Origin of the sequence: Bacillus alkalicellulosilyticus (assembly GCF_002019795.1) — a bacterium.
GTDB classification, from domain to species: Bacteria; Bacillota; Bacilli; order Bacillales; family Bacillaceae_F; genus Bacillus_AO; species Bacillus_AO alkalicellulosilyticum.
Map to the genome: position 1 here is coordinate 1,817,987 of NZ_KV917381.1, position 12,313 is coordinate 1,830,299.

The 12,313-nt window shown below is 37.4% G+C and carries 14 protein-coding genes and 1 riboswitch; of the genes, 11 read left to right on the forward strand and 3 right to left on the reverse strand.

Translation table 11 applies throughout. From position 1 onward, the window contains the following. Positions 1-225: 225 nt before the first annotated feature. Entirely contained in the window at positions 226-840 is a 615-nt protein-coding gene (locus tag BK585_RS09275) for a serine/threonine protein kinase (RefSeq protein ID WP_078553172.1), read from the forward strand. A 70-nt stretch (positions 841-910) separates the two neighbouring features. On the opposite strand, the gene BK585_RS23985 is transcribed toward BK585_RS09275, so the two are convergent. Then, positions 911-1,081 carry a hypothetical protein gene (locus BK585_RS23985; RefSeq protein ID WP_170885525.1) on the reverse strand — a complete coding sequence of 57 codons (171 nt, stop codon included), beginning with the start codon at positions 1,079-1,081 and terminating at the stop codon, positions 911-913. Positions 1,082-1,220: 139 nt separating this feature from the next. Further along, positions 1,221-1,365: riboswitch (FMN riboswitch) on the forward strand. Positions 1,366-1,588: 223 nt separating this feature from the next. On the opposite strand from BK585_RS23985, the gene ribD reads away from it, so the two are divergent. From ribD to BK585_RS09300, 5 genes are all read left to right on the forward strand, one after another. Next, positions 1,589-2,680 carry a bifunctional diaminohydroxyphosphoribosylaminopyrimidine deaminase/5-amino-6-(5-phosphoribosylamino)uracil reductase RibD gene (gene ribD, locus BK585_RS09280; RefSeq protein WP_078553173.1) on the forward strand — a complete coding sequence of 364 codons (1,092 nt, stop codon included), beginning with the start codon at positions 1,589-1,591 and terminating at the stop codon, positions 2,678-2,680. Beyond that, positions 2,680-3,333 carry a riboflavin synthase gene (gene ribE / locus BK585_RS09285; protein ID WP_078553174.1) on the forward strand — a complete coding sequence of 218 codons (654 nt, stop codon included), beginning with the start codon at positions 2,680-2,682 and terminating at the stop codon, positions 3,331-3,333. Before ribD ends, ribE begins: the two co-directional genes overlap by 1 nt. A 24-nt stretch (positions 3,334-3,357) precedes the next feature. After that, the gene (locus tag BK585_RS09290) at positions 3,358-4,551 is read left to right on the forward strand and encodes a bifunctional 3,4-dihydroxy-2-butanone-4-phosphate synthase/GTP cyclohydrolase II (RefSeq protein ID WP_078553175.1); all 1,194 of its coding nucleotides are present in this window, start codon (positions 3,358-3,360) and stop codon (positions 4,549-4,551) included. A gap of 63 nt (positions 4,552-4,614) precedes the next feature. Further along, a complete protein-coding gene (gene ribH, locus BK585_RS09295; RefSeq protein ID WP_078553176.1) occupies positions 4,615-5,085 on the forward strand; it encodes a 6,7-dimethyl-8-ribityllumazine synthase in 471 nt (156 codons plus the stop codon). Positions 5,086-5,256: 171 nt separating this feature from the next. Beyond that, on the forward strand, positions 5,257-5,604 hold the full coding sequence (locus BK585_RS09300) for a GNAT family N-acetyltransferase (protein ID WP_078553177.1): 348 nt from the start codon (positions 5,257-5,259) through the stop codon (positions 5,602-5,604). 41 nt (positions 5,605-5,645) lie between these two features. Here BK585_RS09300 and BK585_RS09305 read toward each other — a convergent pair whose 3' ends face one another. Then, the gene (locus BK585_RS09305) at positions 5,646-6,164 is read right to left on the reverse strand and encodes a DUF309 domain-containing protein (RefSeq protein WP_078553178.1); all 519 of its coding nucleotides are present in this window, start codon (positions 6,162-6,164) and stop codon (positions 5,646-5,648) included. A gap of 144 nt (positions 6,165-6,308) precedes the next feature. Here BK585_RS09305 and BK585_RS09310 point away from each other — a divergent pair, with 144 nt between their 5' ends. The 5 genes from BK585_RS09310 to BK585_RS09330 all read left to right on the forward strand — a co-directional run bounded on the left by BK585_RS09310 (position 6,309) and on the right by BK585_RS09330 (position 11,442). Next, a complete protein-coding gene (locus BK585_RS09310; protein WP_078553179.1) occupies positions 6,309-7,082 on the forward strand; it encodes a segregation/condensation protein A in 774 nt (257 codons plus the stop codon). Beyond that, positions 7,069-7,665, forward strand: coding sequence for an SMC-Scp complex subunit ScpB (scpB, locus tag BK585_RS09315; RefSeq protein WP_078553180.1), 597 nt, complete (start codon positions 7,069-7,071; stop codon positions 7,663-7,665). The genes BK585_RS09310 and scpB overlap by 14 nt, the downstream gene beginning before the upstream one ends. A gap of 92 nt (positions 7,666-7,757) precedes the next feature. Then, the gene (locus tag BK585_RS09320) at positions 7,758-8,168 is read left to right on the forward strand and encodes a hypothetical protein (protein WP_078553181.1); all 411 of its coding nucleotides are present in this window, start codon (positions 7,758-7,760) and stop codon (positions 8,166-8,168) included. 85 nt (positions 8,169-8,253) lie between these two features. Further along, on the forward strand, positions 8,254-8,745 hold the full coding sequence (locus BK585_RS09325; RefSeq protein ID WP_078553182.1) for a DUF3907 family protein: 492 nt from the start codon (positions 8,254-8,256) through the stop codon (positions 8,743-8,745). 237 nt (positions 8,746-8,982) lie between these two features. Next, positions 8,983-11,442: a beta-mannosidase gene (locus BK585_RS09330; RefSeq protein WP_078553183.1), complete on the forward strand. Its 2,460-nt coding sequence runs from the start codon at positions 8,983-8,985 to the stop codon at positions 11,440-11,442. Positions 11,443-11,503: 61 nt separating this feature from the next. On the opposite strand, the gene BK585_RS09335 is transcribed toward BK585_RS09330, so the two are convergent. After that, positions 11,504-12,307 (reverse strand): DUF2935 domain-containing protein, encoded by an 804-nt coding sequence (locus tag BK585_RS09335; RefSeq protein ID WP_078553184.1) that lies wholly within the window; start codon positions 12,305-12,307, stop codon positions 11,504-11,506. Positions 12,308-12,313 lie beyond the last annotated feature (6 nt).

Consider the following 12,313-nt stretch of genomic DNA (forward strand, 5'->3'; position numbering starts at 1 on the left):
TTTATGATTGGGTTATTAATTATATAGTCCCTAAAGGGGAGTAGCTTTAACAGTATAGTCGTCATTACAGAGTTTTTACTCTCGGCTATATTGGCGCATTTAGTCGTTAGCAAGACCTTTATCATTTCGGTAAAGGTGCCCGTTTATTTTAAACCCACTTTTATCATTTATGGTAAAGGTTTTTTTGATCTCTAGGTTTAATTTAAAAAAAGGGAGAGAAGACCCATGAAATCATTCAATGAGTTAGCTCAGAGTGTTTTCTTACGTAAAGATGGTAGAAAAATTGAGTTACTACAAAAAGACGATTCTTTACAGTTAATTGGTGTAGGTAGAAGTGCGTATGCTTTTAAAATAAAAGGAACAAACCAAGTGCTGAAAGTATTTTATCCACAATTCACTCAAGTAGCAAATGAAGAAGCAGAAATATATCATCTCCTAAGCGGGATTGATTTTTTTCCAACCCTATATGATTATGGACCAAACTACTTAGTCATTGATTTCATTGACGGAAATACGTTGTTCGATTGTCTCCATAACGGGGTACAAATTACAGAACAAAGTATACAAGAAATTGATATTGCACTTCATGAAGCTAAAGCTAGAGGGTTAAACCCTTCAGATGTTCATTTGAAAAATATAATGTTAACGAAAGATGGAAGAATTCGCTTAATTGATGTTGCTCGTTTTAGACAAACAAAAGCTTGTCAGCAATGGAATGATTTAAAGGCAGCGTTTAATCGGTTTTATAAGCATAAACTGTTTCCTAAGAAGCTACCCGTTTTTTTACTTAACACAATTGGTGCGTTGTATAAAAAACGTATACTTGTTCTTGCTAGATAAAAGGAGCTCTCCACACCTCAATGTGGAAAGCTCTCTTTTTACACCAAAAGAAGACAGTAAAATGTATAAATTATTGTCCATCTTGAGGCCTTACATCTTTTTCTTCTTGACCTATCGCTTCCATTCCTATTTGTTCTTGTACATTTTGTTGGATTTTTCGTTTTTCCATTTCTTCATTGTTAAATGTTAAATCAGGCTGAATGTTGTTATTTCTCGCGGCCTGTTTGTTCCAATCGCCCATGTTATCACCCCCGAAGTCGAATATGATTAGTATGTGAAGTTAGAAAGTCTTATACACGGATCGACAAACAAACGTAAAGACTAAAGTTTAATTTCTTGCTTTTTCCTATTTTCAATGCTATTATTCATTACAATTAAATACTTTCCTTCGGGGCAGGGTGAAATTCCCTACCGGCGGTGATGAAGCATAGCTTCTTAGTCCGTGACCCGGTTTTCGAACGAAAAGCGGTGGATCTGGTGAAACTCCAGGGCCGACAGTTACAGTCTGGATGGGAGAAGGAAAAGAGGGTAGCTTGTTTTTTAAAAAATCAAGTGAATTCCACAGGTGAAGTGTGTCTATTTGACACGAGCAGTCGTCTTTTTATAAGTGAAAACGATGCTTATTCAGTAATCCCTTATGCTTATTGCAAGGGTTTCTTTACCCTGACCTCTTTTCAAATCATATCCTAATCGTCTTGAAGGTCATTATCCTTTGAGGCGTTTTTGTTTTTGGAAGGAGATGTAGAACATGAAAGATGAAGAATACATGAAGCTAGCACTTACGATAGCGGAAAGTGCCAAAGGACAAACGAGCCCTAATCCACTTGTAGGCTGTGTCATTGTGAACGATGGGAAAATAGTCGGAATGGGGGCACATTTAAAAGCTGGTGAGGGTCATGCGGAAGTTCACGCGGTCCATATGGCTAAAGAAAAAGCTCAAGGTGCAACAGCTTATGTTACGCTTGAACCATGTAGTCACCATGGAAGGACGCCACCTTGTGCCGACCTATTAATTGCTTCTAACGTTAAGCGAGTAGTGATTGCTACTGTAGACCCAAATCCAAGTGTGGCTGGAAAAGGGATACGAAAGTTACAGGATGCGGGAATCGATGTTGAAATTGGCGTTTTGCAAGATGAAGCCAATGAATTGAATCAAGTTTTCTTTCATTTTATGAAAACAAGGAAACCGTATGTCACGCTAAAGTCTGCGACGAGCCTTGACGGGAAAACGGCTACAGTTACAGGTGAAAGTAAATGGATAACCGGAGCAAAAGCACGTGAAGATGTTCATCGATACCGGCATGAACATGACGGTATATTAGTTGGGATCGGAACGGTACTTGCAGACAACCCTTCGCTTACTACGAGGCTTGAAAATGGTGGGAAGAACCCAATTCGGGTCATAGTCGACTCACTGTTACGAATACCGATTGAGTCAAACGTAGTTCAAGATAATGAAGCTCCTACTTGGATTGTTACATCAAATCGTGCTGACGTGACCAAGAAAGAAGCATTAGAAAAAGCCGGTGTATCCGTATTTGTACTTCCAACTGAAACGATTGAAATCCCATCATTACTGACGTTATTAGGAGAACAACAAATGACATCGCTTTTTGTGGAAGGCGGTGCAGAGATAAATGGTAGTTTCATCACATCAAAAGCAGTCAATCAAGTCATCACTTACATTGCCCCTAAACTAATGGGAGGAAAGCAGGCTCCAACAGCTGTTGGGGGCGAGGGATTTACACAAATGAGTGATGTTCTCTCATTGCAAATTCAGTCTGTTGAACAAATCGGAGAAGATATAAAAATAATATCAAGGGTAAAGGGGGGAGACTAATGTTTACAGGAATTATTGAGGAAATTGGGACCATAGAACAAATTCAACAAAAAAATGAAGCGATTGTAATGACGATTAAAGCAAATTCCATCTTAGATGATGTTAAGCTTGGAGACAGTATTGCTGTCAATGGAGTTTGTCTTACTGTGACTTCGTTTACGACAAAACAGTTTACAGTCGACCTCATGCCGGAGACGGTAAGAAACACAAGCCTTCGAATGCTAACAAGAGGTTCATCGGTGAACTTAGAGCGTGCGATGGCAGCTGGTGGTCGATTTGGTGGACATTTTGTATCGGGTCATGTCGATGGGATCGGTAAAATTGTTCGTAAAGAAGCTGTCGATAATGCTGTGTATTATGAAATTGAAGTACCAAAAGAAATCCAGCCTTATTTTATCGTCAAAGGCTCTGTGTCTGTCGATGGAACAAGTCTAACCGTTTTTCAGGTGTCGGACTCATCCTTTACCGTTTCAATTATTCCTCATACGTTAACGGAAACTGTGATTGGCGGAAAAAAAGTTGGCGATATTGTTAATATTGAATGCGATATGATCGGAAAATATATTGAGCAATTTATTGAACGACGATTTAGTCAGAAATCAGCTGAAGGAAATATTACGAAAAGCTTTTTATCTGAACACGGCTTTTACTAATATGAAGAAATGGGGTGGAGAGGCATGTTTGATAAAATAGAAGAAGCGATATACGAGCTGATACAAGGAAAAGTTATTATTGTTTGTGATGATGAAGACCGTGAAAATGAAGGTGATTTTGTATCGTTAGCTGAAAAAACGACTCCTGAAGTGATTAACTTTATGGTTAAATACGGTCGCGGCCTTGTGTGTGCTCCAATAACGAAAGACCGAGCAAGAGAGTTAGACCTTGTTCCAATGGTCGACCATAATACAGACCCTCATGGAACTGCATTTACAGTTAGTGTTGACCATCAATCAACGACTACCGGAATTAGTGCGGCCGAACGTTCTACCACGATTATGGCACTCATTGATGACAATGCAAAAAAGCATCATTTCAAACGCCCAGGTCACATTTTTCCTCTCATCGCTAAGGATGGTGGAGTCTTGCGACGTGCTGGGCATACAGAAGCAGCGGTTGACCTTGCAAGATTATCAGGAGCTAAGCCAGCGGGAGTCATTTGTGAAATTATGAATGACGATGGGTCGATGGCAAGAGTGCCTGAGCTCCGAAAAATAGCAGATGAGCATGATTTGAAAATGATTACGATTAAAGATTTAATCCAATATCGTCACCGCAAAGATAAGCTAGTGCAACGTGAAGTTGAAATTAAGATGCCAACGGAGTTCGGGGAGTTTAAAGCAATCGGTTTTTCTGATATCCTTGAGGGGAAAGAAAATGTGGCTCTTGTAAAAGGAGAAATCATTCCAGGTGAACCTACGCTTGTCCGTGTCCATTCTGAATGTTTGACTGGCGATGTATTTGGTTCTCATCGCTGCGATTGTGGTCCACAGTTACATGCAGCACTTGCTCAAATTGAACAAGAAGGTCGTGGGGTCTTATTATATATGAGGCAAGAAGGCCGAGGGATTGGACTTATTAATAAAATGAGAGCCTATAAACTACAAGAAGAAGGCTATGATACCGTCGAAGCTAATGAAAAACTTGGCTTTGCTCCTGATTTGCGAGATTATGGCATCGGTGCTCAAATTTTACGTGACCTAGGCATTTCAAAAATGAAATTACTTACTAATAATCCTAGGAAGATTGCAGGATTAAGTGGCTACGGTTTAGAAATCGTAGACCGTGTCCCAATACAAATGCCACATAATAAAGACAACGAAAATTATTTACGAACCAAAAATAAAAAGCTGGGTCATATGCTTCATTTTTAATAAATAAAGACCTTTTTCAAAGCAGAGCCTTTGAAAAAGCTACATACTGAGGAGGATTTTATTATGGCAAAAACATTTGAAGGAAATTTAGTAGCATCAGATTTAAAAATTGGAATTGTTGTTGGGCGATTTAATGAATTTATTACAAGTAAATTATTAGGTGGTGCTGAAGATGCGCTTAAACGTCATGGCTCAAATGGGGCAGATGTTGATATCGCATGGGTACCTGGAGCATTTGAAATTCCGTTTGCTGCAAAAAAAATGGCAGACTCAAAAAAGTACGACGCGATTATTACGTTAGGTACAGTTATTCGTGGATCAACTCCACATTTTGATTATGTATGTAATGAAGTAGCTAAAGGAGTAGGTGGCTTATCACTTCAAACAGGAATCCCCGTTATCTTTGGCGTGTTGACTACAGATACCATTGAGCAAGCTATTGAAAGAGCAGGAACAAAAGCAGGTAATAAAGGATGGGAAGCTGCTGTTGCCGCCATTGAAATGGCTAACCTAAGTAGAGAGCTTGAAAAATAAGTAATATATCTGCCTGGTAAATAAGGGAACCCTTGTTTATCAGGTTTTTTGTGTTTGTCGTTTGCATTACCATGGTCCTCATTCAAATTACCCTCTCCGCTAAGAACCAATTAAATGGTATAATCATATTATGAAATAGAAAGATTCTGAGATTCATAAGAGGGATGAATTATGTTACTAAAGTATAAGTCCTCATTTAAGAAAATTGCGATGGGGTTAATTTCTTACATGCCAAGCGAAAAAGACGTAAAGAAACTCCAGGAGACGATTGATAAATACGAAGCAAGTGATGAGTGGGAGCTCTATTTGTGGAAGGAAGACGTTATTGTTGGTGTCATTGGAATTAGGTTAATGGCTGATGGAAATGCAGAGCTTTGTCACCTAAGTGTTAATCCATCATTTCGTGAAGAAGGCATTGGCAAAAAAATGATACATGCGGTGAAAAACAAAGTTACTGGAGAATTGTTACCTAATCAATATACAAAAGATTTCCTTATAAATGTAGAATTGAAACAATAATAAGGATAAGACAAAAGGTGAAATAACCTTTTGTCTTATCCTTATTTTTTTTTGCGAAGTTGTTTTTGGTAATCTCTTTCTTCAATAACATCACTGCGGTCACGTAACTTATGCTTATGAATCAAGAATTCATCATTATAGTTACTTGGGTTGCCCCATTGGCAACCCGAGTTCAGACAGAGGTCAGCACATGTTTGGTATAATTTTTCGTCATGGATGGGGATATTGATATCTTTATAGGGTTGTTTGGTATCGATATTGTCTTGAACCTTGGTTAGTTCTGTTAAAAATGATGGTACTTCAATTCCAAGCTGAGTGATGTCTTCGTTATATTCTTCAATCGTTTGTATCGCACTTCTTATCATTTTTGAAGCACCACTATAATTGCTGCGACGATAATGATACATCCCAACTGCTACTTGAATTAATCCGACCCAATACTTCTTCCTTGATTGAGTAGGTTGTTCTTTCCAATACTCCTCTAATACTTCATGACATTCAAAATAATCGCGTTGCCCATGAAAATAAACTAAATAATCGAGAAAAGGTTTTGGATACATTTGATTTGCTCTCCTTATATGCCGATACTAATAGTGTATCATATTTTTTTTAAGCTGATGAAGACTGGTGATTTCAGTTTAGTGAAAATATGATATAATCACCTCTAACGAGTATACATATGAACAATTGTTCATGGAGGAAATATGAATCAATATAATGTGAAGTTAGATGCGTTTGAAGGCCCTCTTGATTTACTGTTACACCTTATAAATCAGGCGGAAGTAGATATTTATGATATACCAATGGCTCATATTACAGCGCAATATATGGATTATATTCATACAATGCAGGAGCTTCAACTCGATGTAGCAAGTGAATATTTAGTCATGGCAGCCACATTGTTAGAAATTAAAAGTAAAATGCTTCTTCCTAAACATCAGGACGAGCTCTTTGAAGATGAATATTATTCCGAGGATGAAGAAGATCCGAGACAAGAATTGATGAATCGCTTGATTGAATATCGGAAATATAAAGAAGCTGCCCAAGGGTTACAGGAACGGGAGCAAGACCGTGCATTAGTTCATACGAAGCCACCGAGTCGCTTAGATGAATACATCTCAGACGAGGAACGTTCGGTTGTTACTGTAAAGGGCGTAAACTTATTTGATATGATTGAAGCCTACCAACGAATGGTAAAACGCAAGATGTTAATTGCTCCCCGTTCAACGACTGTGAAACATCAGGAGTATTCGATTGATACAAGAATGGGTGAAGTGATGGAGGCGATAACTCGTGCTGGAGGTAAGGTAGCATTTTCCGTATTATTTGAATATGCAGACCGCTCTGAACTTGTTGTTACATTTTTAGCGCTTCTTGAACTAATGAAGGGGAATTCCATTTATTGTGAACAGGATGAAAATTTTGCAGATATTATGATACATATGAAAAAGGAGGAACTTCCATTTGACTTTGAATGATTTAAAAGGAATTATTGAAGGATTATTATTTGCAGCTGGAGATGAAGGTCTAACTTGTAAGCAAATTGCAGAAGTTCTTGATAGTGAAGAAATTACAGTTCTAAATGTATTGAATGAATTGGCGCTCGAATATAAAGATAATACAAGAGGAATGCAGCTTGTTGAGGTAGCAGGGACTTTCCAACTTGCCACCAAGAAAGAGCATGCGATGTATTATAAAAGATTGGCATATTCTCCGACCCATACGGGATTATCCCAAGCCTCGCTTGAAACACTTGCTATTGTAGCTTATAAGCAACCGATCACACGTGTTGAAATCGAAGAAGTCCGTGGAGTCAAATCTGACAAGGCGATTCATACACTTGTAACGAAATTATTAATTAAAGAAGTAGGTCGTGCGGAAGGTACAGGCCGAGCAATTTTATATGGTACAACTAAAGAATTTTTGGATTATTTTGGCTTGAACTCACTTGATAATTTACCTGTTCTTCCTGAAGCTGTTGATGAAATGGCAATTGAAGAAGAAGCTGATTTATTCTTTAAAAAGTTTGAGGAGTCTTTTGATGGGGTAAATGTTAAATAAAAACAAAAAATTGTAAAGTAGTCCTCTCAAAACCGAGTAAGTTTGTTATACTATGGTTAAACGCTTACATGTAGAATGTGGAGGGAATCATATTGATCATCAAACATGCAGAAGGATATGAGCTAGAAAAAGAAAAACCGAACACATCTGAAGACTTTTTTAATCGGTCAAAGGTCGTTTATCATGAGGATGGAAAAGATAAAGAATTTTATGTTCTTTATGTACGCTATTTTGATGAAAAAATAAAAGAAATGGACCAATTTCAAAATGAACCGCTTTTTTCAATAGACGGAAAAGACGTATCTTTTAAAGATATTGTTGCTTTAGCATGTCTATTAACTAATCCGAATTTTAAAAAGAAGAAACGAATATATATCAATGAAATTGAAGAGTTTGAACAATACTTTATTAATTTAGAGTTACAGGTTGTGAAAGACCTTTTTACACAACTTTATCAAAAGGGTGAATGTAAATTAACTCACCCATTTCAACTTACTTCTTGACGTGGTAGGATGAAAAAAGGCTATACAACTCGTATGTCGAATTATTGTAATGTAAGATACAACGAAGATCTGGAGGTGTACGCTTATGGGGAATACACTAGTTGAAAATCAACTAACATTAGCACATGAAACATTATCGGATATCTGTCAAAAACTTAGTCACTTTTTAGATGAAACGACTCTTTCTGGACTCTTACATGATGGAGTAGAAAGTGAAACGGAATATTATAAATCCGTTATGTCTTCTCTACGACGTGTTCTAGTTTTTTGTGAGGAAGGAAAAGATGCGAGTGAGATTATAATGAACGGGAAAACGTTCCGAAAAGTCGCAGCTGAAAAGACATTATTTTGGATTTACCATCACTGCATTGAAGAGTTTTTTAATCCCCGCGTGGATAATTGGTACGAAGATAGTCGTTCAGCCTACACAGGTAAAAATGCCATCCATTTTTCTAAGTCTGTACCGGAGTCAATGTTAAATATGATGAAAAGTATTGAGGGACCGTTCCAAACCATTCGAGAAGAATTGGAATACTATGAAACTGACTTTAGAACAAAGATGATTCAAACAAAATAAATAAGATTACCGAATAGGGTAAGATAAAAGGGAAATAACCTTTTGTCTTACCCTCTTCTTTTTGGTAACCCCTCCTTACTAATAACCTGCTCACAAGGTTTTACATGAGGTGGCATTCTAGTACATAAGGATCTAATGTATTTTAACCATGATAAATAGCAACAGTTGTGTTATAATGATATTTTATATAGAAACTTTTTTAATAACAAAAATAACAAGAATTGATTGAGGTGACGTATGATTACATTGGATTTAAATGGTGTTTGGAAGATGAAAGAAGAAAGTGAAGTAGACTGGCAGGACGCTATAGTTCCTGGCTCAGTAATGAATGACTTACTGGTTAATGAAAAAATTGATGACCCATTCTACCGTGATAATGAACATCAATCCTATGAAATTGCTTCAAAAGATTATCAATATACACGCGAGTTTCATGTAGAAGAGCAGCTATATTTACAAGATAAGGTTCTTCTTGTTTGTGAGGGTTTGGATACGATAGCTCATATATATATTAATGGCAAACTTATCACTGAAACAGAAAATATGCACTGTACATATGAGATAGATGTCAAACCATTTGTTGAAATTGGCAAAAATGAAATAACAATTTTATTATTTTCACCGATTTCCTATATTAAAGAGAAACAGGAACAAATGCCACTTTGGGGTGTAGTAGATGCGGTTGAAGGCTATCCGCACATTCGTAAAGCGCATAGTATGTTTGGCTGGGATTGGGGTCCTAAGATTCCCGACTTAGGAATTTGGAGAAACATTTTTCTTGTAGGTTACAGCACAGGGCGCATTGAAGATGTTTATATAACACAAAATCATGCTGAAGAAGTTGTTGTTGTCGATGTAAGAGTCAAGTTAGAGAATGTAAAAGGTAGCGGCATAGATATAGACGTTACATTGATATCTCCTGATGGGGATAGTGAAATAAAAACAGTGACGATTCAATCAGAGAACGAAGAGCATATTTCCTTTTCAGTTGAGAATCCACACCTATGGTGGCCCAATGGTTATGGAGACCAACCTTTATATAAAGTAGAAGTCAATGCTTCAACAAAAGATAAGCAACTTGACAAGAAAGAGTATCATATTGGTTTGCGAACGTTAACCATTAAACATGAACCAGATGAATGGGGTAAATCGTTTGAATTTGTTGTAAATGGAATATCGATATTTGGAATGGGTGCGAATTATATTCCTGAGGATAATATTCTAGCAAGAGTTACCCCAGAACGAACCGAAACATTGCTTCGAGATTGTATTGCGGCTAATTTTAATATGATCCGTGTGTGGGGAGGCGGGTACTATCCGGATGATTATTTCTTTGACTTATGTGACCGTCTTGGATTAATTGTTTGGCAGGATTTTATGTTTGGTTGTAGTGTATATAACTTATCAGATGATTTTAAGCAATCGATTACTCAAGAAGCGATAGATAACATTAAACGAATTCGTCATCACGCAAGCCTAGGACTTTGGTGTGGAAATAATGAGGTCGAGGAAGCTTGGGTATATTGGGATTTTCCAAAAACGCCTAAGCATCGAACAGATTATATTAAAATCTTTGAAGTATTGCTAGACGATATCGTAAAGGAGTATGATCCACAAACATACTACTGGCCGTCTTCTCCTTCATCTGGTGGCGGATTTGACAGACCTCGTGACCCAAACGAAGGTGACGTGCACTATTGGGAAGTATGGCATGGCTTAAAACCTTTTGATGAGTACCGTAAGTATCATTTTAGGTTTTGTTCAGAGTTTGGATTTCAATCTTTTCCATCTTTAAAAACGGTTAAATCATTTACGCTACCAGAAGACCAAAATATTTTTTCTTATGTGATGGAACAGCATCAAAAAAATGGATCCGCCAATGGAAAGATACTTTTCTATCTTTCAGAGAACTACTTGTATCCTAAGGATTTTGATACGCTATTATACGCATCCCAGTTATTACAAGCCGATGCGATAAAGTATGGTGTTGAACATTGGAGAAGAAATCGCGGACGTTGCATGGGTTCAATATATTGGCAATTAAACGATTGCTGGCCAGTGGCTTCTTGGTCTAGTATTGATAGCTATGGGCGATGGAAAGCTCTTCACTACTTTGCTAAGAAATTTTATGCCCCTGTTCTTTTATCCATTAATGAAGAAGGAACAACTGCTGGGATATATATAACGAATGAAACAGTTTCTACAAAAGAGTGTCGTGTAGAGTGGAAGCTTCGTCAAAATGACTCAAGTATCATTTCATCTGGAACGATTGAACAAAACGTTGCTCAACTTTCGGCTGTTTTGTGTGAAACGTTAGTTTTTGATGACATTTTGCAAGAAGAAAAGGCTAGGGAAACTTATTTGGAATGTGTCTTGTACGTAGATGGGGTTGAAAAATCAAGTACTACGGTTTTATTTACAAAACCAAAGCACTTTGCATTTTTAAATCCAAGCATTAGACATAAGGTGACGGAGAGCGAAGAGTCTTTTATCATTACCCTAACGTCAACGGCGTTTGCTAAATATGTAGAACTAGACGTAACAGATGCGGATTGTAAGTTTAGCGATAATTATTTTGATTTATCAGCCAATGAACCTAAGCAAATCACCGTTGACAAAAGTTTAATTAGCGAGAAACTTACTGTAGAAGACTTTACTTCTCAGCTGGCAGTTCGTAGTGTATTTGATATTGCGTAGTTAAATCTAAAAAAAGCGCCTTCTCAGAAATGATCTGATCGGCGCTATTTTTAGTTACTTGTTATTCCTTACGTGGTTTTGTTGGGTCGCAGTCCGGTTGCTGGAGCTCGGATGTTTCGGCTAATTTCATTAAATAATAGCATTCTTCTCTCGCCATATGATCAGCCATTAATTCTTGTAATGTTCCTAGTAAACGATTAGACATTTCTAATTCTTCTATCTCATCTAGGAAATTTTTGAACAACACGATTTCAAGCTGGACCTGCTCGTTAAACCGCTCAAGTGCTGGGAACTTATCTACATGAGACCGAAGATAACCGGCCATTTCAACGGCCTTGATATAAAATTGTTCAAATGTTTTTGTAAACTCTTCACTTTTTTCACTTAGCTTCGCCTCTACCATATCTAACGACCCTGTGATCGCATCTGCATGCCCAGCCGCATCAAGGAGCCAAACAAGGTGGTGATGCAACGGGTGTGTAAGTGGCGGGGTTTGTTGTTTAATTAAGTATGGTAGGATTCGAAGATATTCTTCAACCTCATTAACCATATGATTTAAAAAAGTAGGTGAAAGTTCAATGACAACATTCCCAATAAGATGATCAGCAACAATTTCAAGTTTGAATTGACGGATTTCCTTTGCAGATTGTTCGGCTTTTTCACTTAAACGTTGTAATTCAGCTGTTGATAAAGGCTGTCGAGACTGTTCAAGTAATTGATCAAAAAGCTTGATAAATGAATAGGCTTTCTCTATTTTATCTGTTTCTCTTGGTGACAATGTATCATAAATAAAGCGGGCATGGTCTCCAAGGACTTGTAACCAAAATTGATGTTCAAATACAGCGGTTTGTTCAAATGATTTCATAGAAAA

What these genes read in the sequence shown, in the direction of transcription:
- ribD (WP_078553173.1), top strand. Translation starts at nt 1,589, where the DNA reads ATGAAAGATGAAGAATACATGAAGCTAGCACTTACGATAGCGGAAAGT.
- BK585_RS09325 (WP_078553182.1), top strand. Translation starts at nt 8,254, where the DNA reads ATGGGGAATACACTAGTTGAAAATCAACTAACATTAGCACATGAAACA.
- BK585_RS09300 (WP_078553177.1), top strand. Translation starts at nt 5,257, where the DNA reads ATGTTACTAAAGTATAAGTCCTCATTTAAGAAAATTGCGATGGGGTTA.
- BK585_RS09335 (WP_078553184.1), bottom strand. Translation starts at nt 12,307, where the DNA reads ATGAAATCATTTGAACAAACCGCTGTATTTGAACATCAATTTTGGTTA.
- BK585_RS09275 (WP_078553172.1), top strand. Translation starts at nt 226, where the DNA reads ATGAAATCATTCAATGAGTTAGCTCAGAGTGTTTTCTTACGTAAAGAT.
- BK585_RS23985 (WP_170885525.1), bottom strand. Translation starts at nt 1,081, where the DNA reads ATGGGCGATTGGAACAAACAGGCCGCGAGAAATAACAACATTCAGCCT.
- BK585_RS09330 (WP_078553183.1), top strand. Translation starts at nt 8,983, where the DNA reads ATGATTACATTGGATTTAAATGGTGTTTGGAAGATGAAAGAAGAAAGT.
- BK585_RS09290 (WP_078553175.1), top strand. Translation starts at nt 3,358, where the DNA reads ATGTTTGATAAAATAGAAGAAGCGATATACGAGCTGATACAAGGAAAA.
- ribH (WP_078553176.1), top strand. Translation starts at nt 4,615, where the DNA reads ATGGCAAAAACATTTGAAGGAAATTTAGTAGCATCAGATTTAAAAATT.
- BK585_RS09310 (WP_078553179.1), top strand. Translation starts at nt 6,309, where the DNA reads ATGAATCAATATAATGTGAAGTTAGATGCGTTTGAAGGCCCTCTTGAT.
- BK585_RS09305 (WP_078553178.1), bottom strand. Translation starts at nt 6,164, where the DNA reads ATGTATCCAAAACCTTTTCTCGATTATTTAGTTTATTTTCATGGGCAA.
- ribE (WP_078553174.1), top strand. Translation starts at nt 2,680, where the DNA reads ATGTTTACAGGAATTATTGAGGAAATTGGGACCATAGAACAAATTCAA.